The organism is Azoarcus sp. DN11 (assembly GCF_003628555.1).
Classification (GTDB): Bacteria; Pseudomonadota; Gammaproteobacteria; order Burkholderiales; family Rhodocyclaceae; genus Aromatoleum.
This window is the reverse complement of record NZ_CP021731.1, coordinates 4,344,032-4,369,981: the sequence shown is the minus strand read 5'-3', so window position 1 is coordinate 4,369,981 and position 25,950 is coordinate 4,344,032. Positions and strand designations below refer to the sequence as shown.

Below are 25,950 nucleotides of genomic sequence, written 5' to 3'. Positions count from 1 at the left end.
CAGCAACCTGCTGCCTACCTGCCGTTCAATTTTGCGAGGTGATTGATGCACGGAGGCTTATCAATTTGGTGAGCGCGTACTGCTGCCCCTGAAGAGAGATTAACCTCATGTGATCCAATGACAGATTCCGGATCGACGTGTGTACTACCCACTCTTCTTCGGCACCCACAAGATCAAGCCATTTTCCGTTTTTTCCACGCGGTACTTGGGTAGCACTTTGGGCAAGTTGATCCGGAAATCAACGGCGCTTGCGCGGGACAGTATTTCTGGTGCCTTATGCGGGGCCTTGGATAAAGCCTCTACCTTAGCGTAATAGAACGCCGGTCCAGGTAGGGCGCCGGCCGTAACCGATTTCTTCGCCCGCTCCATAATCTCAGAAGCCCATGGCGCCCTGGAAAGAATCGCTTCCCGGGCGTGGTAAGTCAGCACGGCGCCCTCCGTGTGCCGTGCCTTGGTGGTCTTCGTCAGATCTACAGCCTGGTCGTAAAATTTCCGCCCCAACTCCACCTCGCCAGCACGATAGAACAGGAGCCCCAGGTTGGCCAAGGCATGCACTTGGTCGCCAACATCTTGGATCCGGCTTTCCCTGAGATCACGCGTAATGTTGCTGACCCAGTCGGTCAATTCGGCACCAGCTTGCTCGTCGGTAAATGCCTTTCCTCCGCTCATTAGGGCGTAAACACGGTTGTTCAGTATGCAAATTTCCCTTGCGGCCGCTAACCGCAATTCCCGCTCGGTGGAGCGTATGGCCGTCTCATAGTCGTCAAGCAAGGACGCTACATAGGTGACATTGGCCACTGGCTCCGGTGCGAACGGTTCGTCGGCCATCCATTCCTGGGCCAACTGCAAGGCTTTTTCCATATCACGCTCTGTGTAAGCTGTTCGGAAAGCTGCCTCGTAGGCCAAGCGATTATTGGAAATCAGCTCTTCCAGGTGGAATCCGTTCCGGATCTTCCCCTCAGCCCATTTCATTTGGGCTAGAGCGTTCTCTGTAGGGTCTTTCAAGGACTGATGGAAACGCTCTTTCGCTTTTTTTAGCTTTCCGTCCTGCACATCGATGGTACCGACGGCGCTAGCCAACTCGGACAGGTGAATCGGAGCGAAGGCCTTTGCTTCAAGGAAGGACTGGGCTTGGCGCCAGAATTTCGGTGACCGCTCCGACGCCTGGGCGGTGGCCAGTTCGGCAGAAATCAGCCACGGATCGGACATGGTGGCTCCGGACCGGATAAGCAGGCGATGAGCCTCGTCCGGTTTTCCATGAGCCGTGAGCAGCTTGGAAGTAGACCGCAGCAGCCAGCGGTTGTTCGGGGCCAACGCCAAGGCCTGCCATGCGAGTCTCTCCGCCTTCTCCCGGTGGCCAGAAGTCGCCTGTAGCCTGGCGAGGTCCATGAGCACTACAGGGTTCCGAGGTTCCACAAGGAGTTGCCGCCGTAGTTGAGCCATCTCTTCTCGTCGCGGCGCATCGTGCCCAGTACCGATCCCTTCCTGCTCCCCTATCGGGTGCTCCAGCTGCTTTCTGATCTGGTCAGCCAAATATTGGGGGCTGCCGGCCCCAGCGGCCAGCAGCGTCTTGGCTGCAACAGCCAGTAAATCCTTACGCCCTTCCAAAATTGCTGCATTCGCCAGATCGGCGGCAACGCCGATGCTTTGCTGCTCCGCAAGCGTTGAGGCTTTCCGTTCAATGCCGCTCTCCCAGTTCGTGACACCTTTACGGGCACGGAGAGGCAGCAAGTCCGGCGAGCCGACCGTATGGGCTGAATCTCGCCAACGAGGGACAATGTTGCGATCAAATGAATCTACAGCGGATTTCACGCAGCATTCCCCGTGGCATTATCTTTGTTTGCCAAGCGTGCTTGGATTTCTCCCTTCTTGGCCAGCAGCTGCAGGCGGGAAATGTAACGGTCTATCCCGACCGGCCGGCCAACCATCTTGCGAGCGGCCGGATCTCCCCTTTTGGACAGGTCAGGGTGGCAAGCGTTCTGGATCAATTCAAATAGCTCCTGGCGGCACCATTCGGGCAACTGAGGCCTCAGTTCTGCCATAAACTTCGTGAAAGCTGCCGTTAGAAATGGCGCTGCATCCGAGTACCCACCCTGCCAGGGGCCGAACGGCATCGGAAGCATGCCTCGTCCCAGGATGCTGAGCATTCCGACGGTAGGGGACATCCCCGAGAACAGAAAGCACATTAAGGCCCCCAGTTGATAGAGATCGCAGGCTTCTCTCCGATCAACCCAGTCTGGAGCTCTAAAGCCGTACATCTGCTCCGGGGGCGCATAGGTAGGGTCGCCAGCGATCATGAAGGCGTCGTGTTCCGCTTCTTTTCCGACCCGGGAGGCGCGCCCCAGATCCGCAATCTTGGCCCCCTCGTTGGCTTGCTCGAAAAGCAGGACATTGGAGGGTTTCAGGTCCTGGTGAGCGACTTTGTGCCTGTGGAGTTGGGACAGGCCGACGGCGACCTGGTGGAGGTGCTTGAACTTCCAAGCATCATGGATGGTGCCCAAGACGCCAAGGGCCGCACGAATATCGCGGTCCGCTTGCTCAAAAATCAAGTAGAAAAGGGGAGGGTGGGGACCGTCAGCAATGGTGCCACTACCTAATACTTGAACGATGCGGTCTAGTTTGGCAGAGCGGCACAGCTCGAGGAGGTCCTTTTCATGTAAATAGGCAGTACTGATGCGCTGCAGTTGGAAGGCAATCTGTTCCGGGGGCGCGGCGAAGGCGTTGGCGATGTCGAACACCTTCATGAAGGCTTGCTTACCTGCCTTCTCGACGATGTAGCCGACGGAGAAATTTCCTCCAGTCTTCCCTTCCGCGCCGACCTCCCCACGGATCGGCAAGCGTTTAACAACCTTCCAGTCGTTTTCCAATTGACGACCTTCCAGTTTGAGAACAGGGTTTATGGTGTTCAACATCCGCGCCTCGCTGTGCCTGTTGCTATCAGTATTAGCATCCCAATCGGGTATGTGCCGGCATGATACGCCAGCCTCCCGTATATCCACATCCTTGCCAACTCAGCGCAGGCTACTGAGATGCCCCCGGATTTATGCCAAGGCCTCCTCCTATTAGAGCGTCGCGCCGATTCGGCGGAGCCGACATTGACTGCCATTGGTCACTGATCAACACGCAATGCACATGTCTGTGCGAGGCAAGACGCCCAAGGTCTGCTTTGGCAGAGGAGTACTTGACCAGCTATCACACGGTCGACATGCGCGAGCACCTAAACGGCAGGTGACCGTTGCATTGCCGCCCCACACCGACGATCAGGGCAACGGCGGCTCCGGCCGACAACCCGCCCGTCGCCTGTAGTCACGATATTTCGCCCCTCCCAACTAAAGCCGATCCGCTACGCCGTGAGCGTGGCATACAGCGCGATCGCCGCCACGGCCGCAGCGCCGAGGCTCATCACCAGCACCATACCGGCGAGCATGTCCTTGACCTTGCCGATGATGGGATGGATTTCCGGATGGAGGTGGTCGGCGAGTGCTTCCATCGCCGAGTTCGCCAACTCCGTGACGAGCACGAGCGCGACGCACAGGACGATCAGTGCCCACCACGGGGCGGCCGGGCGGACGATGGCGAACGCGCCGAGGGTGACGAGCGCGAGCACCACCTCGATGCGGAAGTTGCGTTCCGCGGTCCAGGCGACGCGGATGCCGGCGAAGGCGTTGCGCAGCTTTTTCGGGAAGGGCTGGTTCTTCATCGCGCCGTGCCGCCGGGCCCGCACAACCGGGCGAGGTCCGGCGCCGCAGCGAGGTCGAGGAGCCACATCTGCCCGCGGGTGAAGAAGCGATCGCCCATCAGGTACGTGCCGGTCGTCGGTTCGGCCACGGCTTGGCGGCAGGCGGTGGACGGTTGTCCGGGCGGTGCGAGGGAGTCGATGAAGCGTTCGGCCGCGGCGTCCACGTCGGGCGATACGGTGTGCACGATGCCCCAGCGGACGCCGACGTATTCCCGCGCCACGCCGACGTAGACGCGGTCCCGGCCGATGCGGAGCGCGGTGCGCCAGATCCGGACGGTCGCGAGCGCCTTGCCCTGCGTGCCCGCGGTCAGTCGCGCGAAGGCGAGATCGTTCAAGCGATCGTTCCAGAACGCCGGCGCCAGCGGCGTCGTGGTGTAGTCGAGGCCTTCCCGGGCGAGGCGCAGCATGTTGCGGGGATCGGGGCGGTCGGCCGCCACCCACCCTGCGCGCTGCGGGCGGGCGATCAGCGCGCGCTCGTCCGGGGCAACGATGGCGAACCCCAGCGGTTGCTCGGGGGCGCCGAGGAAGGTCAGCGTCCGGGAGAGCCTGCCCGCCGCGAGGATGTCCGCGAGCGGCCGGTCGATCTGGACGGCCGGTTCGGGCGGGGGAACGCGGGCCGGCGGCGTGCGGGTGGCGGCATAGCCGATGGCCCCGAGGGCGCTCACGGCGGCCAGCGCGTATGCCATCGCCCTGCGGCGCGGTTCGCTCGGCGCATCCCACGCGATCTGCCCGCGCGCGCCGAGCCATTCGGTCAGGCTGATGCCGGCGATCAGCCACAGCGCGCCGACCAGATAGCCCGCCCAGACGTCGCTGAGGTAATGCACGCCGAGCACGATGCGGCTCAGGCCGATCAGGATCACGAGTCCGGCGGTGGCGAAGAAGAGATGGACGCGGACCTTCCAGCGGGCGGCGGACCGGATCAGCAGATAACCGAGGAAGCCGTAGAAGGCGACGGCCGTGGTGGCGTGGCCGCTCGGGAAGGAGTAGGACGATTCGAGGATGACGGCCTCGACCGGCCTGGGCCGCTGGAACGCCAGTTTGCCCAGGGTAAGGACGAGTGACGCCCCCAGCGTCGAGACCAGCAGACCGGCCGCCGCGAACCAGCGCTGGACGAGCCAGAGCGCCAGGGACGCCACGACGAGCAGCGCGCCGACGAGCGGGGGTGCGCCCAGGCCGGAGATCCACACGAAGGGCGGAATGACTGAAGGGGCGCGAAAGGCGGCGATCAGTTGCGCGGTGGCGTGGTCGATCGCGACGATGGCGTCGGACGTGACGACGTCCTCGACGATGCCGGCAAACAGCGCCAGCACATAGGCGAACGCCAGGGCGAGAACGGTCAGCGGCAGTCCGCCGAAATGCGAGCGATCGGCACGCGCGGCGAGGAAGCGGACGGTGCGTGGATGCCGGCGCGCCCATCGGCGCACGTAGGGGTTGCGGCCCAGCGCCCGGCCGATCGAGCGGCCGATCGACATCGCTGCCCGCGCCACTTCGCGGCCCTGGCGCACGACGAAGCGCTGCAGGAACCACAGCAGCGCCCAGGCGACCAGGACAGCCACCACCGCCATGCCGGCGCGTGACATCCAGGTCTGCGCGAGGCCGAGCGATTGTCCGAAGAGGTAGCCGCCGCCGACCCACTGCAGGCCCCATCCGATTGCGCCGAGAAAATTCCACAGCAGGAAGATGCGACGGCGCATGCCGACCGTGCCGGCGATGAAGGGGACGATCTCCTTCACGCTCGGGATGAAGCGCCCGAGAAAGACGCTTTTTGCGCCGTGCCGGTCGAAGAAGCGCCGGGCCAGTTCGAAATGATCCGGGGCGAGGAACCAGACGCCGTCGCGCGCCCATTGGTTGCCGTAGCGCTGTCCCAGCCAGTAATTGAGGTTGTCGCCGAGGACGGCGCCGGCGATGGAGAACCACAGCAGGTCGCCGAAATCGAGATAACCGCCGGCCGACAAGGCGCCGAGCAACAGCAGCAGGGTGGACCCGGGCAGCAGCAGTCCGACCCCGAGCGCGGTCTCGGCCAGCGCGCAGAGAAAGGCCAGCCAGTAGCCGAGCAGGTGGAAGTGCTCGATGGACGGCAGGAGGGCGGCGAAGAATCTCTCGACCACTGGAATCCCCGGCTTCGATCGGGTGCCGGCGATTACCAGATGCGGGTCAGCAGGCCGTCGAGCCGCGAGCCTTCACGGTGGAAGCGGCACACCAGCGCGGCGGCGACGAGGGCGGTGGCCGCACCGCCCAGCACGTCGCCGAGGTAATGGGTGCCGACGTACACACGGGAGAAGGCGATCAACAGCGCCGCGGCCAGGAAGGCAAGGCTGCGCCGGCGGAACCCGTGCAGCAGCAGGGCGGCGGGGATGGCGAAGCTCGCCGTCGCGTGATCGGAGGGAAAGGAGTAGTCCGGGCTGGCTGCGATCAACAGGTGCGTGACGCCCGCATCGTAGGGGCGCATGCGGTGCGCGAACAGCAGGATGAACTGGTTGAGGGCGAGGCCGGCGAGAAAGGAGAACCCCGTCGCGATGAGGACGTGGCGGGTGTGCGCCCGCTCGTTCCGGACCCACCATTGTCCGGCGACCGCGAGCACGAGGATCGGCACGCCGATCGCCGAGGTCCAGATCATCAGGGCGTCGATGGCCGTGCTCGCGCCGGCAAGGCTGTTGATGGCGTGTGTGGCGGCGGCGTCAAGCTCGTACATTATTCAGTCTCGATTGGAACTTCAAAACGCGCGTCGGCGCGATGTCGGCGGGGCGTCGCGCGCCGGGGTCCCGCGCAGGCGTCAGAAACGCGTGGTCAGCGTCGTGAGCCAGGCGGGCGAATGGTCCAGCAGCCACGCTTCCGCGGTCTTGTCGGTCCCGCTCAGGATGAGTCCGGCGATGACCACCATGACGATACCCAATCCGATTTTGCCATTTTTGCCGGCCTGCATGAGCGTGCTTCGCATCCGCGTCACCGCCGCACGCGACACGTAGGCGAGGGCGACGACCGGCAGTGCGGCGCCGAGTCCGAAGAGGCCCATGAGCAGCGCCACCTGCGGCAATTGCGCCCCCTGGCTGGCGAGCACGACCGCCGCGCCCAGCGTGGGGCCGACGCAGGGGCTCCACACGACACCGAGGACGAGGCCGATGGCGAACTGACCGCGCAGGCCGTCCGGCTGTATCCGCGTCAGGAGGCTGCTGCCGGTATCGCCCAGGCCGGCAGCAGCGGTGGCGAAGCGCCGTTGCAGGCTGTCCGACAGCAGGACGAGGCCGAGCAGGGCGAGCAGCAGCGCGGCGCCGTTGCGAAAGAGGCCCGCATCGATATCCAGCGCCGATCCGGCCCAGGCCAGCAGGCTGCCGAGCACCGCGTAGGAAATGGCCAACCCGCCGGCGAGCGCCAGCGGCGCGCGCGGATGCGCATTCGCCGCCGAACCGAGCAGGATGGGGATGAGCGGCAGCACGCAAGGCGAAAGCGTCGACAGCAACCCGGCAAGGAGGCCCAGTCCGTAGGCGCCGAATCCGAATTGCATCAGTCGACCGTCTTCCTGATGAGGCGTTCGAGCCCCTCGGGGGTGGTGTCGCCGACCGAGCGCGCCACTTCGGTGGCGCCCTTGAAGGCGACGAGCGTGCTCTGCATCCTGACCTTGAAGCGCTTGAGCGCCGCCTGGTTGGCGTCGAAGTCGACGGTGAGCAGGGTGACGTCGCGATAGGCGGGCTGTTTCATCAGCCCGTCGAGGATGGGCTTCTGCGCCTTGCAGGTGGGGCACCACGTGGCGCTGACATCGACCACCACGGGTTTGCCCGCGCCGGTGAGCTGGTCGAACGCTTGCGCGGTATAGGGCTTGATCTCGCCCGCGGCGGCGAGCGACGTGAGCGTCGCCAGCGCGATCGCCACGGGAACGTACAGGATTTTCATGGTGCCTCCTTCAGGGCTTTGCGGGTGGTGGGGATATCACTAAGACGTGACAGAGGGGTGGAAGGGTTCGCGTATGACGAAACTTTCATTTTCCCTGCCCGGACGGGCGATGCGAAGCGAGCGGGCGGGAGCTTTGCGCGGTCGTGCATGTCGAAGCGCAGTGGCGGTTTTCCGGAGGAAATCGCGGCGATGACGCCTCTCGGCAACACGAAGCAATGTTACGGCATCGTGGCCATGACCCTTCACTGGGCGATGGCGGGCCTGCTGGCGGGGCTGGTCGTGCTCGGCCTCTACATGGCGCAGCTGCCCGACGTCGGTTTCGACCAGACGAAGATCCGCCTCGTGTTGCTGCACAAGGAACTCGGCATCCTCGCGCTGATGCTCGTGGTGCTGCGGCTCGCGTGGCGGCTCGGCAGTGCGCTGCCGCGGCTCGTCGCGGGCCTGCCGGAATGGCAGCAGGTCACGGCGCGCTTCGTGCACCTGTGCCTGTACGCGCTGATGCTCGCGCAGCCCGTCACGGGCTGGGTGATGTCGTCCGCGGCAGGCATCCCGGTGTCGTTCTTCGGCCTGTTCTACCTGCCGGATATGGTCCGTTACGACGAATACCTGTTCCGCTTCCTGCTGGCGCTCCACCAGTGGCTGGGTTACACGCTGACGCTGCTGGTCGCCCTGCACGTCGGCGCGGCGCTGGAGCATCATTTCGTGCTGCGCGACGAGACGCTGCGGAAGATGCTGCCCGCACGGGCCGGCGCCGGCGGTCTCAGCTCGCATGGGCGTGCACGAACTCCGCCACTTCCTTCAGCGCCTTCGCGATAGCCGCGTTCGCGGCGGCGGCGCCGCCGTGTGCTGTCCGTTCGGCCAGCGGTTCGCGCAGTTCGACTTCCCGGGTGGTGACGCCGGCGCCGTCCCCGGCCGGGATCAGGCTGACGCGCAGCGCAAGGTGGAAGGCCGGCGGTTCGGTCGTGAAGTCCTGTTCGAACGCCGTGATCTCGGTGCGCAGCGCGCAGCCGATGCGCCCCGCGTAGGGCGGCGTGACGACGGCGCCGACATAGCCCGACCGGTCCAGGGTCCGCAGCAGCAGCCCCCTGAGCATCTGCGAGGGCCGCGCGGCCCATTCGGTGCGGCTGAAATAGGCGATGCGGCCGGGCTGGTCGACGTAGGCCATCAGGGCCGTGTCGTAGATCGCGTTCGCCTCGGGCGGAAACACCAGCAGGGTCGCGTCGCGGCGCGGGCGGGCCGGAAGCTCGGATGGGATCGCGGTCAGCATCTCCTTGTCGGGCTCGGCGCCGGGCGGCGCGAGCAGCGTGCAGCCACCCGACAGCGCGGCCGCCAGCATCATGCACAGCGCGGCGTGGCGCGCGCGCGTCATGGCCGCTCCCCCGGTCCGGGGCGCCGCGCCGGGGCGGCACGGACGACCGACAGGGGATCCTTGGAGACCTTGTCGGCGATGCCGTCGAGCGACACCGCCAGTTCGTCGAGCTCGGTGAGCACCCGGTAGGCTTGCGGCACCAGCTGGAGCTGCAGCGCGTCGACCGTGTCGCGGCTCGATCGCACCAGCGGCTGCATCGCAGCGACGACATCCTGGCTCGAGCGCACCAGCGGCTGCAACGAGTCGATGGTGTGCTGGCTCGATTGCAACAGCGGCTGCAGCCGGCGGCTCGCGGCCTCGCCGTTGGCGATCAGCGTGTTCAGGCGGGCGTTGTTGTCTGCGAGCGTCTTCGTGAGTTGCTGCAGATTGCCCGCCGATTCCTTCAGCGCGGCGATCGTGTCGTGGTCGAGGAGGTCGTGCACGAGCCCGGTCAGCGACTGGACGTTGTCGTTCAGCTGGCTGATCAGCAGATCGAGGCTCATCGATTTCGACGCGGCCGTCGGAATCGTCGGATACGGCTCGCCGGGGCGCGCGACGAGCGGGCCGGAGCCGGTGCCGGCGTCCTCGAGGGCAATGTAGACGTAGCCGGTGAAGCCGCGCGTCGCGACCCCGCGGCTCGTGATCGTCGCGACGGTCGCCGCGCTCACCGGGGCGTCCTCGCGGACGGCGAGCACGACGCGGATCGAGCGCGAGTCGATCAGTTCGACGCGCTCGACCTTGCCGACGTCCACGCCGTGGTACTCGACCGGCGCGTCGGGAATCAGTCCCGAGACCGGGTCGTTTGTCCGGATCTGGTAGAGCGTGTAGTGGCCGGCCGCCAGCAGGTACCAGCCGAGTCCGCCTGCCGCCAGGAGCAGCAGGAACGCGGCGAACGCGAGTCTGGCCTTGTTTTCCGCATCAAGCTTCATCTTGTTCTGCTTCGGCGATACGGTGGGGCGGCGAACGCAGTGAAGTTTTCGCCGGTGGAGCGTTCGACCGCCGCGAGGGGGCGACAGCCCTTGCGATGGTGTCCCGTATCGCATGGAGACACCGGCGAAAAAGAGATGGTTCCTGTGCGGGAGGCGCGATGCTCAGTGGAAAATTTCCGTAACGGCCGATCTGCTGCGCCGGCGGTCGACTAAGGTATGGAAAGCGGCGACGACAGCCGCGACGCCGACCCCGACGAAAGGAGAGATCATGCCGACCGGTACCGTCCGCCTGCACCGCGTGCTGCGTGCAAAACCCGAGAAAATCTACCGTGCCTTCCTCGATGCGGAGGCCCTCGCCCGATGGCTGCCGCCCAACGGTTTCACCTGCCAGGTCGACCATCTGGAAGCCCGGGTCGGCGGTACGTTCAGGATGGCATTCAGGAACTTCAGCACGGGCAACGGCCATTCCTTCGGCGGCCGCTATCTGGAGCTGATGCCGAACGAGCGCATCCGCTACACCGACAAGTTCGATTCCGCCGATCTGCCCGGCGAGATGGTGACGACCGTCACCCTGCGCGCGGTGGCCTGCGGGGCGGAAATGAACGTCGTGCAGGAAGGCATCCCCGAGGCGATCCCGACGGAGTTCTGCTACCTCGGCTGGCAGGAGTCGCTCGACCATCTGGCGCGCCTCGTCGAGCCGGAGATTCCGGACTGACGCCGCCTTGGCTTTCGCCCCTGTCGCTGCGCAGGATTGCGGCGCGCATCCTGCCGGGATATGCCGCATACGAGCGCCCCGCCTGGCGCGGCAGACGGCGATGGGATGCACGCGGGTGGGTTTTCGACTTAAATTACGCGGAATGGCATTTTCGTCACCGATCACAGGAGGGAAGTCCCGATGCGCGCATACGTTGCGGTTCTGCTTGCAGGTTTCACACTCTCGGCCGGGGCGGCCGGACCGGCGGCGGAGACCCTGCCGTCCGGCGTGACGATCGAGCGCTACAAGGAAGGGAACGGTACCGCACCGACGAAGACGGACGTCGTGCGCGTGCATTACCAGGGCACGCTCTCGAACGGGCGCGAGTTCGACAGCTCCTACAGCCGCGGGCAGCCGGCCGAGTTCCCGGTCGGCGGCGTGATCCCGTGCTGGACCGAGGTGCTGCAGCTGATGAAGCCGGGCGGATCGGTGCGCATCACCTGCCCGCCGCAGACCGCGTATGGCGCGCGCGGTATCCCCGGGACGATTCCGCCCAACAGCACGCTGACCTTCGTCGTCGAACTGCTCGAGGTCAAGCGCTGAACGGCCACTGTAACCTTTCGATCGCGCACTCCATCTAATCGGCAGCAAGTGGAGGGGGTGCGCCGCATTCCTGCGTGACGATGCCTCTTCCGGGCCGAGGAGGAGTGCATCATGAACAAACGCATCGATTCCGCTTCCGCAGTGCGGAAGCCGGCACGGCGCCGCATCGTGGCGGCGTCGGCCCTTACGCTGTCGGCTGTTGCGGCGGCCGTGGCGCTTGGCCTGTCATCGACGCCGGCCTTGTCCGACGCGATGCCGGGCGGAAACCGGCACCTGGGGCAGTACATTTTCCGTTTCGACACGTTCGGCGACGAGCAGCTATGGACTGACACGCTGCGGATGCACGAGGTGATCCCCGCGATAGTGAGTCCGCTGGTTGCGCTTTCCGTCGGACTGAAGGTGGATGCGACCAAGCTGCCGACGGGTTTCCTCGCCAGGGTCGACCTCAACGATCCCGCGACGACGGTGGAGCTGTTGCGGCGCGATGCCGTCGTCGGTGTCGTCGGCAAGGTCGAGGGCCAGGTGCTGAAGCGGGTCGGCATCACCTGCGCGCTGTGCCATTCGACCGTCGACAATTCGGTGGCGCCGGGCATCGGCAAGCGGCTCGACGGCTGGCCGAATCACGACCTGAATCCGGGCGCGATCATCGCGCTGTCGCCGGCGCTGCCCCCGGACCGCAAGGCGGTCTACAACTCCTGGGGACCCGGCCGCTACGATCCGCGCTTCAACATCGACGGCATCAACGGGCCGGTCGTGATCCCGCCGGCCTACGGCCTTGCGGGCGTTCCCTTCGAGATCTATACGGGCGACGGTCCGGTCTCCTACTGGAATGCCTACGTCGCGGTGACGCAGATGGGCGGGCACGGCAATTTCTCCGATCCGCGGCTGGGCATATCCGTCGTACAGACGCCGCCGGATCTCGTCACGCCGAAGCTGCCTGAACTGCTAGCCTACCAGCTGAGCCTGCCGGCGCCCCGGCCGCCGGAGGGAACGGTGAATGACGCGGCGGCGCAGCGCGGGGAGGTGATCTTCAACGGCGTGGGGCGCTGCGGGACGTGCCATATGGCGCCGACCTATACCGACGTGCAGAACGGCCCGGACGCGAACACGCCGCTGCTGCACGCCGCCGCCGAGACGGGGATGGACCCCGCCTATGCGCAGCGCTCGGCGACCAAGATGTATCGCACCACGCCGCTGCGTGCGCTGTGGCAGCATCCGCCGTACTTCCACGACGGCAGCGCCAGGACGCTGCTGGATGTCGTGAACCATTACGACAGGCAGTTCATACTGAGTCTGACGCCGGAGCAGAAGGCCGACCTGGTCGAATTCCTGAAATCCCTGTGAGCGGCGTGCGGGCGAATTCTGGCGCGGGAGCAGAAATAGTTCATTGACGTGCGCGGGCGGGGGCGACAGAGTGACGGACATGAACCTCTCCGTCGACCCCGCCATCCACCTGCTGCACGAAGCGGGGCACGCCACGCTGGCGACGCTTTCGACGCAGCTCGCCGGCTATCCGTATGCGACCGCGCTGCCCTGCGTCGTCGACGAGGCGCACCGCCCGCTGTTCTGCATCAGCCTGCTCGCCGAGCACACCAAGAACCTGCTCGCCGACCCGCGCGCGAGCGTGTCGGTCGTCGGCGCCGAGAACGGCAACATCCAGGCCGGGGCGCGCATGACGCTGATCGGCGATGTCGAACGCTTCGAACCGCCGCCGGAACTCCGCGCCCGTTACCTGCGCTACCAGCCGGACGCGAAGCAGTACCTGGAGCTCGACTTCGCGTTCTTCCGCCTGCACCCGAAGCGCATCCGCTTCATCGGCGGCGTGGGGCGCATGGGATGGATCGAGGAGGCGCGCTGGACGGCGCTGCCCGTGCTGGCGGTCGAGGAGGAGGCCGGGCTGCTGCAGCAGATTGCCGGGAACGTGCCGGCGCGCACGCACCTGCTCGGCCTGGATTGCTTCGGCATCGACTATCTGGCGGACGGCCGGCGGATGCGGCAGCGCTTCACCGAGGCGCGCAGCGCCGGGAACCTCGCTGCGGCGGCGCCGCGCATCGCGTCGGGGCTGCGTTGAGCCGGACAAGCGCGGTCCGCCATGCGCACTTCCCCCTGAGCTGACATGACTTCCATCGAAACGACCCTCGCCTTCTTCGCCGTGTCGGTGCTGCTGGGCGCGGCGCCGGGCCCGGACAACCTGTTCGTGCTGATGCAGTCGGCCATGCGCGGGCGCCGCGCGGGGATGCTGGTCGTCCTCGGCCTGTGCACGGGCCTGCTCGGGCACACCGCGGCGGTCGCGGTGGGGCTGGCAGCGGTGTTCGCCGCGTCGGCGACGGCTTTCACGGTGCTGAAGTTCGCCGGTGCGGCCTATCTCGCGTGGCTCGCGTGGCAGGTGCTGACGGCGCCCGACGGAGGCGATCCGACCGTCGGTGAGGCGGCACCGGACGGCTGGCGCATGTACGTGCGCGGGATCGTGATGAACCTCACCAATCCCAAGGTGATCCTGTTCTTCCTCGCCTTCCTGCCGCAGTTCGTCGAGGCCGGGGCGGGGCCGGTGGCGCTGCAGGTGATGTGGCTGGGCTTCGTGTTCATCGTCGCGACGCTGCTGACCTTCGGCGCGATCGCGCTGTTCGCGGCGTCGATCGGGCAGCGCCTGCGCCGTTCGGCGACTGCGCGGCGCGTGCTGAACAAGTCGGCGGGGCTGGTGTTCCTCGGGCTCGCGGCGCGGCTGGTGCTGGCCGAGCGCTGAGCGGCAGGGATCAGGGCGCGAGCTGGCGCAGGTCGGCGGTTGCCGCCGTGCCGAATTCGTCGCCGAGCAGGTAGTTCACGAGCCGGAACGCGCATTCGTCGGGGCGGGCGAGGGCGTTGTCGCGCTTGAGCGCCTCGAAGCGGGCGCGCACCGGGAAGCGGTCTTCGGGCGTCGCGCGGATCTCCGCCTGCATCGCGGTATCGATGACGCCCGGGGCGAGGCTGCAGATGCGCAGGCCGGGCGTGCCGTCCATCGCGACGGCGCGTGCGTGCTGGTCGAGTGCCGCCTTCGACGCGCAATACACGCTCCAGCCGGCGTAGGCGCTGCGCGCGGCGCCGCTCGACACGTGCAGGATGCGCCGGTCCGCGACGTTGCTGCTGGCGGCGGCGAAGGCGCTCGCGAGCATCAGCGGCGCGGTGGTGTTGAGCGCGATGGCGCGGGCGATCGCTTCGGGCGGCAGGATGTCGGGCTGGCCGACCGGCTGCAGCCCCCCGGCGTTGTTGATCAGGAAGGCCTGCGAACAGTCGGCGAGGAAGCTGCGCAGGGTCGCGCTGGCGAGCCAGTCGGCGAGGACGTCGGTGTCGGCGAGGTCGATCTGCACCTGCGAGAGATCGTCGGGGTAGCGTTCGGCGAGGGCGTCGTTCGCGCGCCGCGCCAGGCCCAGCACGGGGATCGTGCGGGCGAGGAGTTCCCGGGCGATCGCGGCGCCGAGGCCCTGGGTGTGTCCGGTCAGGATGGCTTTCATTGCGGTGGTGTTCCCGGGTCAGACGGCCTGGGCGGCGGCCTCGGCCGTCAGCCAGGCGCGGAAGGCAGCGACCGCGGGGCGCTGCGCGATCGCCTCGTGCATGACCAGATAATAGGCGAAGGGCGAGGGCAGCGGTATGTCGAAGGGGATCGCGAGGCTGCCTTCGGCGACGCGCGATTCGATCAGCGAGCGCGACGCGAGCGTGACCCCCTGGCCGGCGAGTACCGCCGAGAGGGCCAGCGCGGCGTTGGCGAAGCGCGGGCCGCGCTTCGCATCGACGCCGGCGACGCCCGCCCGTTCGAGCCACAGCCCCCAGCCCGAGCGCGCGATGCCGGGGCCGGCGTCGCGCAGCGTGTCGTCGTGGATCAGCACGTGGCGGGCGAGGTCGGCCGGCTCGCGCAGCGCGTGGTCGCCGCGCAGCAAGGCCGGCACGCACACCGGCACGTAGTCGGGCGAGAAGAGCTTGTCGACGACGCGGCCGGGGTAGCGGCCGGTGCCGTACAGGATGGCAACCCGGCTCTCGGCGTCGCGCGGGTCGACGGCGAGCGCGGCGACGATGGCCGCCTGGCCGCTGCGATCGACGGTGTCGGCGGTGCTCGAGAGCTGCAGCTCGACTTCCGGGTGCGCGTTGGTGAAGCCCGCGAGGTGCGGCACCAGCCAGTGGCTCGCGAAGGAGGGCGGTGCGATCACCGTGAGCGGCCCGGCGATCGCCTGGCGCGTGCTCTCGATGGCCGCGGCGAAGCAGTCGAAGCCTTCGCGTACCTTGGGCAGCATCGCGCGGCCGTGCTCGGTGAGGGCCAGCGCGCGCGTCATGCGGCGGAACAGCGGCACGCCCAGCCAGCCCTCCAGCGCCTTGATCTGCTGGCTCACGGCGGCCGGGGTCACGCTCAGCTCCGCCGCGGCCTGCTTGAAGCTCAGGTGGCGTGCGGCGGATTCGAAAGTGCGCAGCAGGGCGAGGCCGGGCAGGCGGTAGCTCATCGTCGATGGTTAAGCGGTTCTTAGCCGTTGCATCATAAATCGTCGCTTGTCGCCGGGCCAGCGGCTGCCTAGACTGTGCCCCACATCCATCGTGGTGTCCGGCGGTCCTCCCTCCCTCCTCCTCCGCCGGGAATCTTCGATCGATCGAATGCGCGCCATCGGGTCACCGGTGGCGCGCATTGTTTGCGCGGCCGCTTCCTGCGCCGCGATCGTGGTCACGCCGTCACGGCACGGGACTCCATGCAGGGCAGGTTTGCGGACTCCTCCGCCGGGCGGCCGTTTGCACCGGGATGCAGGCATCCCGGTTTCCTGGAGACGTGAATCGCATGAACAAAGAAAATCGCATCCATTGCGCGACGCTGCGCAACAAGGTGATGTCCGCCAACGAGGCGGCGAGCCTGATCCAGTCGGGCATGAACGTGGGCATGAGCGGCTTTACCGGTTCGGGCTACCCGAAGGCGGTGCCGTCCGCGCTGGCGAAACACATCATGGACGCGAACCTGAACGGCAAGCGTTTCAAGATCGGCGTGTGGACGGGCGCCTCGACGGCGCCGGAGCTCGACGGCGCGTTGGCGATGGTCGATGGCATCGAGATGCGCCTGCCCTACCAGTCGGATCCGACCTGCCGCAAGCGCATCAACGCCGGTGAGATGGAGTACATCGACATCCACCTGTCGCACGTTGCGCAGTTCGTGTGGTTCGGTTTCCTCGGCAAGCTCGACGTTGCGGTTGTGGAAGTCGCGGGCATCCTGGAAGACGGGCGGCTCATCCCGTCGTCGTCGATCGGCAACAACAAGACCTGGCTGGACCAGGCCGACAAGGTCATTCTCGAGGTCAACTCGTGGCAGAGCGCCCAGCTCGAGGGCATGCACGACATCTGGTACGGCACGCAGTTGCCGCCGCACCGCCAGCCGATCCCGCTCGTGCGCAGTTCCGACCGCATCGGCGAGCCCTACCTGCGCTGCGACCCGAACAAGGTGATCGCGGTCGTCGAGACGCACGCGCCGGACCGCAACTCGGCCTTCGCGCCGCCCGACGAGAACTCGAAGAAGATCGCCGGCCACATCCTCGAATTCCTGCAGCACGAGGTGAAGAAAGGGCGCTTGCCCAAGGAGCTGCTGCCGCTGCAGTCGGGCGTGGGCAACATCGCCAACGCCGTGATGGCGGGCCTCAACGAAGGCCCGTTCGACAACCTCACCGCCTACACGGAAGTGCTGCAGGACGGCATGCTGGAGATGCTCAAGTCCGGCAAGCTCGCGAGCGCGTCGGCCACCGCCTTCTCGCTCAGTAACGAGGCGCTGGCGGAACTCAACGCGGATCTGGCGAAGTACCGCGAGCGCATCATCCTGCGCCCGCAGGAGATCAGCAACCATCCGGAAGTGATCCGCCGCCTGGGCATCATCGCGATGAACGGCCTGATCGAGGCCGACATCTACGGCAACGTCAATTCGACGCACGTGATGGGCTCGAAGATCATGAACGGCATCGGCGGCTCGGGCGACTTTGCGCGCAATGCCTACCTGTCGATCTTCATGACCCCGTCGCAGGCGAAGGGCGGGGCGATCTCGTGCATCGTGCCGATGGCCTCGCACGTCGATCACACCGAGCACGACGTGCAGGTGCTGGTGACCGAGCAGGGCCTCGCCGACCTGCGCGGGCTCTCGCCCAAGCAGCGCGCGAAGGTGATCATCGAGAACTGCGCGCATCCGAACTTCAAGCCCGCGCTGAGCGACTATTACAAGCGCGCGCTGCAGTTCTCGCCCGGCAAGCAGACGCCCCACCTGCTCGAAGAGGTGTTCAGCTGGCACCTGCGCGCGCTGCGCGGCGAGCGGATGTAAAACTCACCGGTTCTCCCGGCAGCCCGACGCCCGTTCGGGCTGAGTTCGCCCCGCAGCCCTGCCGATGCCTTCGACGGGCGCAGGGCGAACGGCGGTATTCGATTGCCGCCCTAATACCAGCCACGCCGCATACCCACCTTGCAGCGATGCGGGCACCGGCGCGTTACAACCTGATGCAGCGGGACGCCAAGCGCCTGAACAAGCTGCGCGAGGGCACGCTGCTATATGGAGACGACTGGGAGGCGGAAGGGGAATGAGCGCGGCTTTTCAACACTCTGGCTTGTATCGGCTGCCTCGGCGTAGCTACCGTCGGTCACAGGGGCGCGTCCCTACCGGTTTCGCGCCGCGCTCACACACGAAGGATAGGCCATGATCCGCATCGACATCAACGCAGGCAACGCCGCACCGAGGATCGCCGATGCGATCGCCAAGCTGCAGGACGGCCGCCCGCTCTTCCAGCGCATCGCGGCCGCACTCGAGGCGGAAACCGAGGCGAACTTCGCCGCCCAGGGCCGCCCGGGCTGGGCGCCACTGTCCCAGGCGACGATCGCCGCTCGAACGAAGCGAGCCGGCGGCGCCGCACGCGTCTACGCAGCCATCCACCAGTTCGGCGGCACCATCGACCGCGCCCCGCACTCGACCAAGGTCCGCTTGCGCACCGACGCGAAGGGCGACCTGGTGCGACAGGGTACCGAAGGCCGCTCCAAGAGCCTGGCCGTCTTCGCGAAGGACAGCCACAAGCGCGCCCGCGAGAGCTGGCACGCTGTCGACGCCTACCAGATCACCATCTCCGCGCGCCCGTACCTGCCCTTCACCGGGACCTCGGCCGGCGCGACGCTCCAACCCGAAGCCGCCCAGTCCGTCCTCGACGTAATGACCCGCATGCTGGGCGACACGCTGACCTGATTCCCCGCCGCCGCCCGCGTTTTCCCCACAGAAAACATATTTTCCCGCGGCCTCCCGATAAATCCCGGAATCGTCCGCTACATCCCGGAATTATCTCGCCGGGTCCCTGGGGAATATCTCACTCGTTCTTAGCGCGTCGCGCCCGATACATTCCGGTCCACGCAATTTTCTCGAATAATTGCGAATCGAAATAGGAATGATTATTATTCGCGCATCAATCAGGCTCGGGCATCCCGCCCTGCCCGAATCCCCACGCATCCCGAGGAGCAAATGCGCGAACTGATCCTGCTGGCCCATGTGCCCACCGCAGCAGTCAATGATGGTTTCCTGCCCGCCGCGAAGGCGCTCGATTTGTCGGTCGTGCTGCTGACCGACTGCGCCGACGCTCATCGCGCCCATTTCGCGCACAGCGCGTCAGCGTCGCGCCCGGACGAGATCGTCGCCTGCGACGTGTTCAACCCGTTGTCGGTGATCGATGCGATCACGGGGCGCGGCGCCCGGCCGGCGGCCGTTTTCTCGAACAGCGACCATCTTCAGGCCGCAACCGCGATCGCGGCGGCGTACTTCGGTCTGCCCGGCAAGGATTGGCGCATCGCCTACGCGGCCAAGAACAAGGCCCAGATGCGCGCGCGCCTGGCCGAGCTGGGTATCGACACGCTGTGGCACGCGGTGGTGTGCGAGCCCGCGGCGCTCGCGGCGCTGACGGAGGTGCCGCTGCCGTGCATCGTCAAACCGCGCGAGGGCGTCGCGAGCCAGCAGGTGAGCCTCGCCCGCGACCGCGGCGAGCTCGCCGCGCAGTGTGCGGCAGTGTGGCGCGTGCAGCCGGGCCAGCCGCTGCTGCTCGAGGAATACCTCGAAGGGCCGCTCTACACGCTGGAGACGCTCGGTGACGGGAGCGGGCTCGCCGTGCTCGGCGGCTTCCGCGTGACGCTGTCGCCGCCGCCGCATTTCGTCGAACTCGAGGCGGTGTGGGGGACCGGCTTGCCGGCCGCCGTCGAGGCCGAGGTGCGCGAAACGATCCGGCGTTTCGGCGTCGGTTTCGGCGCCTGCCATACCGAGTACGTGCTGACCGCACGCGGCCCGCGCTTGATAGAGATCAACTACCGCAGCATCGGTGACTACCGCGAGTTTCTGCTCGCCGACGCGCTGCAGTTCCCGCTCTTCGAGCAAGTGCTGCGCCTGCACTTGGGCGAGTCGCTGCCGGCCTTGTCGATTCCCGACCGCGCCGCGTGGATCCGCTATTTCACAGCGACCCGCGAAGGCCGCCTTGAGCGTGCGCCCGCCGCCTTCGCGCAGGCGGAAGACGCCATTCGTCTCGCCTACCAGCCGTTGCGCACGCCCGGCGAAGCAATCGAGCTGACGCATTCGAACAAGGACTACCTCGGGGTGCTGCGCGGCAGCGGCCCCGACGCCGCGGGCCTGCAGGCCGCGGTCGAGCGCGCAAGCCGCGATCTCGTCTGGGAGATCACGCGATGACGGCCCGCCTGCCGGGCATGTCGACCGGGGCGCCGGTCGATGCGGATGCCGACTACGTGTGCCGCCGGGTGGTCGACGCGTTGCTGCGCGAGGATGTGCGCGAATGCGCGAGCCGTGGCGAGTTTTTGGAGGGCGAGGGCGGCCGGCGCTGGCTGCGCGTCGGCCACCTCGGCGCCGCGCCGCTGTGGCTTCCGGTCGAGCCCGCGCGCCACATGCAGGACTGGCGCCTCGCGGACTTGCCGCTGCTGCGCGAGGACGCCACCGGCTTCACGCCCTTGCGCGACGTTGCGGCGGTCCTCGCCGCGTTCGCCGAGGGGCTGCCCGAGGCCGCTGCACTGCGCTTTGCCGACTACGCCGACGAGTGCGGTGCCGCGCTCGAGCATCGCCGCGCCGCACTGGCCGAGCAGGCGCGCTGGTTTGCGCAGCCGGGGTTGCCGTCCGGCCACGCGCTGCCTTGCTGGCACGAGCGCCTGTTGCACCATGACCGCCTCGCCGCCTTCCTCGATCATCCCTATTATCCGACGGCGCGGGCCAAGCTCGGTTTCGCGGTCGCCGACCTGGCGCGCTACGCGCCCGAGTTCTGCCCCGAGTTCGAACTCAACTGGCTGGCGGTGCCGCAGGCGCTGCACCACGCGAGCGGCGCGGCACGGCCGCCTGCCTGGCCGGATTTCGCGGACGTCGGGCTGCCGGCGGCGCTTGCCGCGACGCACGCGCTGGTGCCGGTGCATCCCTTCGTGTGGGAGCACCGGCTCGACGCCTTCCTCGCGGAAGCCGGCCTCGTCGCGCAGGCGATCCGCGCGCCCGGCACATGGCTCGCCGTCACGCCGACGCTCTCCGTGCGCTCGCTCGCGCTGTGCGACGCACCCGCCTGGCACGTCAAGCTGCCGCTGACGATCCGCACGCTGGGGACGAAGAACATCCGCACGATCAAACCCAGCACGATCGGCGACGGCCACCGCATCCAGACGCTGCTCGGCGACATCGTCGCGCGCGAGCCGGCGCTGGCCGGCCGGGTGCTGCTCACCGACGAGGAGAACGGCGCGCACGTCGGCGGTCTGCCTTTCCTGGGCTTCATCCTGCGTCGCTACCCGGAGGCGGCGCTCGCCGACGCGACGCCGGTGCCGATCGCCGGCTTGCTCGCCGACGCACCGGGCGGCGGCACCGTGCTGGAAGCGCTCGCGGGGCGCTACTTCGGCGGGGCGCTCGACGCCTGGTTCGATGCCTACCTCGCGCTGACGCTGGATCTGCACCTGACGCTGTGGCTGCGCTACGGCATCGCGCTCGAATCGAACCAGCAGAATTCGGTACTGGTGTTCGGCGACGATGGCCTGCGCCTGCTGCTGAAGGACAACGATGCGGCGCGCATCCACGTCGGGCGGCTGCGTGCGCGCTGGCCGGATCTCGCCACGCGGCTCGACGGGCTGGAGGACGCGCGCATCGGCGTCGACGAGGCGCTGCCGCTCGCGCAGATGTTTACGACCATCACGCTGCAGCTGAACATCGCGGCGCTGATCGAGGGTTTCGCCGGCCGTCGCGGGGGCGACCCGGCGGACGCCTACGTGCGGGTGCGCCGCCAGCTCGAGGCAGTGCTCGTGCGGCTCGCTGCGGAAGGCGAGGAGGTCGGTTTGGCGCGCCGCGTGCTGCTCGACGACGACACGCTGTACCTGAAATACCTGCTGCGCGCGGCCTCGCTCGAGGACAAGGCGCAGACCGGTGCGGCCGACGTCAACAAGTTCTACGGCAAGCGCGCGCCGAACGTGCTGAAGGGGGCGCGGTGAGCGGGCAGGTGCGTCCCGTCGTCGCCGTGGTGATGCTGTGCCATTTCGTCGCATCCTTCGCGGCGCTGGGCATGCCGCCCTTCTTCGCGCTGATCCTCGAGCGCTCGCTCGACAACGACCGGCCGTGGCTCGCCGGCGCCTTCTACGTCGTGCCGACGCTGCTGGCGGCGCTGTCGGCGCCGTGGTGGGGGCGGCTCGCCGACCGCTACGGCAAGAAGCCGCTGCTCGTGCGCGCGCAACTCGGGCTCGCGCTGAGCTTCCTGCTGGCGGGCTTCGCGACGAGCACCAGCGGCTTCTTCGCCGCGCTCGTCCTGCAGGGGGTGCTCGGCGGCACGTTCGCGGCGTCCAACGCGTATCTGGCGACCATCGCCAGCGGCGCGGCGCTCGTGCGCAGCCTCACCGCGATGCAGTGGTCGGCGCGCGCCGCGCTGGTCGCCGCGCCGGCCTGCCTCGGCCTGTGGATCGGCGAGCGCTCGCCGATCGAGCTCTATCGCTGGCTCGCGCTGCTGCCGCTCGCGGCGGCGCTGCTCGTCGCGCTGCTGCCCGCGGGCGGCGCGGCGGCGCGGGCGGGCGCTCCGGCCGCCGCGCCGGCCGCGCGCGCTCCGGCCAGCCCGCGCCAGATCTACGTGCTGCAGTTCGTCTTCGTCTTCGCGACGGTGGCGACCTTCCCGTATTTCGTCGCCGACCTGCAGCAGCGCCTGCCGGCGCTCACCGCCGGCACTGCCGGCCTGCTGTTCGGCCTGCCGCACCTCGTCTATCTGCTGGCTGCGCCGCCGCTCGCCCGGTGGCTCGGCGCGCCCTCGCTGGGGGGGCTGGCGTTGGGCTTCGCCGCGCTGGCGCTGGCGCTCGCCGCCCAGTCCTTCAGTCACGATCTGCCGGCGCTGGTCGGCTGGCGCCTGGTGATGGGCGTCGCGATGAGTGTCGGCTTCGTCGGCCTGCACGCGCTGGTCGCGAGCGTCGTCGAGGCGGGCAGCGCGGGGCGCAGTTTCGGCGGGTTCGAGAGCAGTTCGAAGTGGGGCGGCGCCGCCGGGGGGCTCGCTGCCGGCGCGATCGCGGTGGCGGCGGGGACTGCCGCGCCCTTCCTGCTCGGCGCGACGGCGCTGCTGCCGGCGCTGCTCTACCTCGCCGTGCTCATGCGGCGCGCGCCACGCCCGCGGGCGGCCTGAAAGGCTCCGCGCAATCCGACCATTGTTGTGGCCGCCGCGCGCGGCCCTGGGAGACATCGCCATGCAATCCGGACTCAATACCGCCGAACACATCGACCCGGCGGCCCTCGCGGCGCAGCGCCGCTGCCAGGAAACGCTGCTGAACTGCTACTGCCGCGAGATCGCCGCGCCCGAAGGCGAGCTGCGCGTCGGCCCGCCTTTCGGCCAGAACGACTGGCCGGCGGCGATCCGCCTGACGCTGCAGCGCGAGGGCGGGCAGGTGCTGCAGGTGCAGCTGCCGCACACCTGCGACCGCCTGCTGACGGTGGTCGAGAGCGCCTCGGTGACCGGCAACTACCGCTATACGTCGCCGGTGTTCCACAAGGCGGAGAACCGTCCGTGGGGACTGCTCGACTGGGAGGGGCTCGCCGCGCTGCTGCTGCGCGAGACGGGCTTGCGCCACGACGCCGCGCCAAACGCCGAGCTGATGGCGCAGATCCGCAACAGCGTCGCGGTCGGCACCGCGGCGCTCGCGCTGCCCGTGCCCGACGCGATTCCGGCGGATCCGGTCGAGGCCTACCTCGACTCGGAGCAGTCGCTCACATTCGGCCATCCCTTCCACCCCACGCCCAAGAGCCGCCAGGGGTTTTCCGCGGACGACCTGCGCCGCTACTCGCCGGAGCTGCGCACGCGCTTCGCGTTGGCGTGGTTCGCCGTGCGGCGCGAGGATGTCGTGCAGCAATCGCTGCTCGCACAAGACTGCGACCGGCTGATCGCGCCCGCCGCCCCCGAAGTGCCCGAGGGCTGGGTCGCCGTCCCGGCGCATCCGTGGCAGGCCGGATTCCTGCGCGCCCATCCGCTCGTGCGCGAGGCGCTCGCGCGCGGCCGGCTGCGCGAGCTCGGCGTGCAGGGGGCCGAGTTCTACCCGACCTCGTCGATCCGCACTCTTTACCAGCCCGGCAATCCATACTTCTACAAGCTGTCGCTGAACATCCGCATCACCAACTGCGTGCGCAAGAACGCGTGGTACGAGCTCGAAAGCGCGCTGCACGTGAACCGCGTGCTGCGGCCGCTACAGCCGGAGCTCGCGCGCCTGTTTCCGGGCCTCGCGCTGATGGAGGAGCCGGCTTTCCTGTCGGTCGACCTCAAGAACGCCGACGCCGAGCGCAACCGCGAAGTGATCGAGGGCTTCGGCCTGATCCTGCGCGCGAGCGTCGATAGCCTGCGTGCGCCGGCGAGCGTGCCGCTGCTCGCGGGCTCGCTGTTCGGCAACCACTATTACGGCGAGGCGCGCATGCGCCGCCTGCTGGCCGGGCTCGCCGCGCGCGAGGGCGGCAGCGTCGAGGCGGTCACCGAGCGCTGGTTCTCGGCCTACGTCGAGCAGCTCATCGATCCGGTCTTCCACCTGTTCTTCGCGCACGGCGTGGTCTTCGAGCCGCATCTGCAGAACGTCGTGCTGGGGCTGCAGGACGGCTGGCCGGCACAGCTCTTCCTGCGCGACTTCGAAGGCGTGAAGCTCACGCCCGGGCGCCATCCCGCGGCGACGATGCCCGGCATCAGCGAACGCGCGCGCGCCTCGCTGTGGTACGACGAGGAGCTCGGCTGGAAGCGCATCGCCTACTGCGTGTTCGTGAACAACCTGTGCGAAGTCGTCGCCCAGCTGGGTGCGGCGCGCGCGGGCTTGGGCGAGCGGCTGTGGGCCGTCGTGCGCCACCATCTGCAGCGCTACCAAGCGTGCCACGGCAATGCCGCTTCCGCGCGGCGCATCAATGCGCTGCTCGCCGGCGCGCCTTTCCCGGCGAAGACCAACTTCAGCAACCGCTTCTTCGCGCGCGCCGACCGCGCCTCGACCTACGTGCCGGTGACGAACCCGATCGCGCTGACGGGCGGGGAGGCGGCATGGCGCTGACGCCCGACGGACTGCACTGGACGCCGGTCTTCGAGCGGCTGCGCGCGGCGCTCGGCGAGGCGCACGGACCGTTGAGCGCCTACGTGTACGATCTCGAGGCGTTGCGTCGCCACGCCGCCGGCATGCGCGCGGCGCTGCCCGCGGGCTTCGAGCTCTTCTACGCGATCAAGGCCAACTCCGAGCTGCCCGTGCTCGAGACGCTCGCGCCGCTCACGCACGGCTTCGAGGTCTCGTCCGGCGGCGAGCTCGCCTGGGTGCGCGCCCGCTTCGCCGACGTGCCGGTGATCTTCAGCGGGCCGGGCAAGACCGACGCCGAGCTCGCGCAGGCACTGGAACTGGGCGTGGACGCGCTGCACGTCGAGAGCCGCCACGAGCTCGAACGTCTCGCGTGGCTGGCGCGGGAGCGTAGCGTCGTGGCGCCGGTGCTGTTGCGCGTGAATCTCGCGCTCGACGACCTGGCCGCGACGACGCTGATGATGGGTGGGCGCCCGACGCCCTTCGGCATCGCGGCCGACCAGCTGCCGGCCTGCCTAGACTGGCTGGCTGCGCACCCCGAGATCCGGCTGCGCGGCTTCCATTTCCACCTGATGTCGCACCAGCTCGACGCCGCCGCGCACCTGCGCCTGCTCGCAGCCTACCTCGCGCAGGTGCGGCGCTGGCGTGTCGAGTACCGCCTGGAGGCGCTCGACCACGTGAACGTCGGCGGCGGCATCGGCGTGAATTACCGCGAGCCGGAGCGCCAGTTCGACTGGCCGGCCTTCGCCGCGGGGCTCGCGGCGCTGTCGGCGCAGCGCGACGGACTCGCCGTGCGCTTCGAGTGCGGGCGCTATGTGAGTGCCTTCTGCGGTTACTACGCGATGCAGGTGCTCGACGTGAAGGCGGCTTTCGGCGGCAACTTCGTCGTTGCGCGCGGCGGCACGCACCAGTTCCGCACGCCCTACGCGCAAGGCCACAGCCATCCGTTCCGCGTGCTGGCGGTGGAGGACTGGCCGCACCCGTGGCCACGGCCGGAACTGCGCGAGGCGCGCGTCAATGTCGTCGGCCAGCTGTGCACGCCCAAGGACGTGCTCGCGAGCGACGCGGCAGTCGAGCACGTGCGCGTCGGCGATCTGCTGGTGTTTCCGTACGCGGGCGCCTACGCGTGGCACATCTCGCACCACGACTTCCTGCGCCATCCGCATCCGCCGCAGCTCTACCTGCCGGCCGGGGTGCCCTGAGCGGGTCTTCCGGC

Annotated in this window: 24 protein-coding genes; 13 read left to right on the top strand and 11 right to left on the bottom strand. The window is 68.1% G+C overall.

What is annotated here, in order from left to right; all coding sequences use genetic code 11:
- Positions 1-144 precede the first annotated feature (144 nt).
- The 7 genes from CDA09_RS20300 to CDA09_RS20270 all read right to left on the bottom strand — a co-directional run bounded on the left by CDA09_RS20300 (position 145) and on the right by CDA09_RS20270 (position 7,627).
- Positions 145-1,812: a tetratricopeptide repeat protein gene (locus tag CDA09_RS20300; protein WP_128106585.1), complete on the bottom strand. Its 1,668-nt coding sequence runs from the start codon at positions 1,810-1,812 to the stop codon at positions 145-147.
- Positions 1,809-2,912: a protein kinase domain-containing protein gene (locus CDA09_RS20295; RefSeq protein WP_121430302.1), complete on the bottom strand. Its 1,104-nt coding sequence runs from the start codon at positions 2,910-2,912 to the stop codon at positions 1,809-1,811. The genes CDA09_RS20300 and CDA09_RS20295 overlap by 4 nt, the downstream gene beginning before the upstream one ends.
- Before the next feature lie 431 nt (positions 2,913-3,343).
- Entirely contained in the window at positions 3,344-3,700 is a 357-nt protein-coding gene (locus CDA09_RS20290) for a diacylglycerol kinase (RefSeq protein WP_121430301.1), read from the bottom strand.
- Entirely contained in the window at positions 3,697-5,847 is a 2,151-nt protein-coding gene (locus CDA09_RS20285; RefSeq protein ID WP_121430300.1) for a bifunctional DedA family/phosphatase PAP2 family protein, read from the bottom strand. Before CDA09_RS20285 ends, CDA09_RS20290 begins: the two co-directional genes overlap by 4 nt.
- A 32-nt stretch (positions 5,848-5,879) precedes the next feature.
- Positions 5,880-6,431 carry a phosphatase PAP2 family protein gene (locus tag CDA09_RS20280; RefSeq protein ID WP_121430299.1) on the bottom strand — a complete coding sequence of 184 codons (552 nt, stop codon included), beginning with the start codon at positions 6,429-6,431 and terminating at the stop codon, positions 5,880-5,882.
- 81 nt (positions 6,432-6,512) lie between these two features.
- Positions 6,513-7,241: a cytochrome c biogenesis CcdA family protein gene (locus CDA09_RS20275; RefSeq protein WP_121430298.1), complete on the bottom strand. Its 729-nt coding sequence runs from the start codon at positions 7,239-7,241 to the stop codon at positions 6,513-6,515.
- Complete coding sequence (locus CDA09_RS20270) at positions 7,241-7,627, bottom strand: thioredoxin family protein (protein ID WP_121430297.1); 387 nt, start codon at positions 7,625-7,627, stop codon at positions 7,241-7,243. Before CDA09_RS20270 ends, CDA09_RS20275 begins: the two co-directional genes overlap by 1 nt.
- Before the next feature lie 189 nt (positions 7,628-7,816).
- Between CDA09_RS20270 and CDA09_RS20265 the strand changes: the two genes are divergently transcribed.
- The gene (locus CDA09_RS20265; protein ID WP_121430957.1) at positions 7,817-8,443 is read left to right on the top strand and encodes a cytochrome b; all 627 of its coding nucleotides are present in this window, start codon (positions 7,817-7,819) and stop codon (positions 8,441-8,443) included.
- Here the strand turns inward: CDA09_RS20265 and CDA09_RS20260 are convergent.
- Together CDA09_RS20260 and CDA09_RS20255 are read right to left on the bottom strand one after the other, a co-directional pair.
- Entirely contained in the window at positions 8,388-8,996 is a 609-nt protein-coding gene (locus tag CDA09_RS20260) for an ABC-type transport auxiliary lipoprotein family protein (RefSeq protein WP_121430296.1), read from the bottom strand. The genes CDA09_RS20265 and CDA09_RS20260 overlap by 56 nt on opposite strands.
- Positions 8,993-9,904, bottom strand: coding sequence for an MlaD family protein (locus CDA09_RS20255; protein ID WP_286164264.1), 912 nt, complete (start codon positions 9,902-9,904; stop codon positions 8,993-8,995). Before CDA09_RS20255 ends, CDA09_RS20260 begins: the two co-directional genes overlap by 4 nt.
- A 268-nt stretch (positions 9,905-10,172) precedes the next feature.
- Between CDA09_RS20255 and CDA09_RS20250 the strand changes: the two genes are divergently transcribed.
- The 5 genes from CDA09_RS20250 to CDA09_RS20230 all read left to right on the top strand — a co-directional run bounded on the left by CDA09_RS20250 (position 10,173) and on the right by CDA09_RS20230 (position 13,944).
- Positions 10,173-10,619 (top strand): SRPBCC family protein, encoded by a 447-nt coding sequence (locus CDA09_RS20250; protein ID WP_121430294.1) that lies wholly within the window; start codon positions 10,173-10,175, stop codon positions 10,617-10,619.
- 180 nt (positions 10,620-10,799) lie between these two features.
- Positions 10,800-11,201 carry an FKBP-type peptidyl-prolyl cis-trans isomerase gene (locus tag CDA09_RS20245; protein ID WP_121430293.1) on the top strand — a complete coding sequence of 134 codons (402 nt, stop codon included), beginning with the start codon at positions 10,800-10,802 and terminating at the stop codon, positions 11,199-11,201.
- Positions 11,202-11,312: 111 nt separating this feature from the next.
- Positions 11,313-12,545: a hypothetical protein gene (locus CDA09_RS20240; RefSeq protein ID WP_121430292.1), complete on the top strand. Its 1,233-nt coding sequence runs from the start codon at positions 11,313-11,315 to the stop codon at positions 12,543-12,545.
- Positions 12,546-12,624: 79 nt separating this feature from the next.
- Positions 12,625-13,272 carry a HugZ family pyridoxamine 5'-phosphate oxidase gene (locus CDA09_RS20235; protein ID WP_121430956.1) on the top strand — a complete coding sequence of 216 codons (648 nt, stop codon included), beginning with the start codon at positions 12,625-12,627 and terminating at the stop codon, positions 13,270-13,272.
- A 45-nt stretch (positions 13,273-13,317) separates the two neighbouring features.
- Positions 13,318-13,944: a LysE family translocator gene (locus tag CDA09_RS20230; protein WP_121430291.1), complete on the top strand. Its 627-nt coding sequence runs from the start codon at positions 13,318-13,320 to the stop codon at positions 13,942-13,944.
- 10 nt (positions 13,945-13,954) lie between these two features.
- Here CDA09_RS20230 and CDA09_RS20225 read toward each other — a convergent pair whose 3' ends face one another.
- Both CDA09_RS20225 and gcvA read right to left on the bottom strand, forming a co-directional pair.
- Positions 13,955-14,689, bottom strand: coding sequence for an SDR family oxidoreductase (locus CDA09_RS20225; RefSeq protein WP_121430290.1), 735 nt, complete (start codon positions 14,687-14,689; stop codon positions 13,955-13,957).
- Between the two features lie 18 nt (positions 14,690-14,707).
- On the bottom strand, positions 14,708-15,667 hold the full coding sequence (gene gcvA / locus CDA09_RS20220) for a transcriptional regulator GcvA (RefSeq protein ID WP_121430289.1): 960 nt from the start codon (positions 15,665-15,667) through the stop codon (positions 14,708-14,710).
- Between the two features lie 326 nt (positions 15,668-15,993).
- Here gcvA and scpC point away from each other — a divergent pair, with 326 nt between their 5' ends.
- The 7 genes from scpC to CDA09_RS20185 all read left to right on the top strand — a co-directional run bounded on the left by scpC (position 15,994) and on the right by CDA09_RS20185 (position 25,936).
- The gene (gene scpC, locus CDA09_RS20215; protein WP_121430288.1) at positions 15,994-17,505 is read left to right on the top strand and encodes a succinyl-CoA:acetate CoA-transferase ScpC; all 1,512 of its coding nucleotides are present in this window, start codon (positions 15,994-15,996) and stop codon (positions 17,503-17,505) included.
- Positions 17,506-17,874: 369 nt separating this feature from the next.
- The gene (locus tag CDA09_RS20210) at positions 17,875-18,411 is read left to right on the top strand and encodes a phage virion morphogenesis family protein (protein ID WP_121430287.1); all 537 of its coding nucleotides are present in this window, start codon (positions 17,875-17,877) and stop codon (positions 18,409-18,411) included.
- Positions 18,412-18,681: 270 nt separating this feature from the next.
- Positions 18,682-19,887 (top strand): ATP-grasp domain-containing protein, encoded by a 1,206-nt coding sequence (locus CDA09_RS20205; protein ID WP_121430286.1) that lies wholly within the window; start codon positions 18,682-18,684, stop codon positions 19,885-19,887.
- Positions 19,884-21,665 (top strand): IucA/IucC family protein, encoded by a 1,782-nt coding sequence (locus CDA09_RS20200; protein ID WP_121430285.1) that lies wholly within the window; start codon positions 19,884-19,886, stop codon positions 21,663-21,665. Before CDA09_RS20205 ends, CDA09_RS20200 begins: the two co-directional genes overlap by 4 nt.
- Complete coding sequence (locus CDA09_RS20195) at positions 21,662-22,831, top strand: MFS transporter (protein WP_121430284.1); 1,170 nt, start codon at positions 21,662-21,664, stop codon at positions 22,829-22,831. Before CDA09_RS20200 ends, CDA09_RS20195 begins: the two co-directional genes overlap by 4 nt.
- Positions 22,832-22,892: 61 nt before the next feature.
- A complete protein-coding gene (locus CDA09_RS20190; protein ID WP_121430283.1) occupies positions 22,893-24,719 on the top strand; it encodes an IucA/IucC family protein in 1,827 nt (608 codons plus the stop codon).
- Positions 24,710-25,936 carry a type III PLP-dependent enzyme gene (locus CDA09_RS20185; RefSeq protein ID WP_121430282.1) on the top strand — a complete coding sequence of 409 codons (1,227 nt, stop codon included), beginning with the start codon at positions 24,710-24,712 and terminating at the stop codon, positions 25,934-25,936. Before CDA09_RS20190 ends, CDA09_RS20185 begins: the two co-directional genes overlap by 10 nt.
- Positions 25,937-25,950 lie beyond the last annotated feature (14 nt).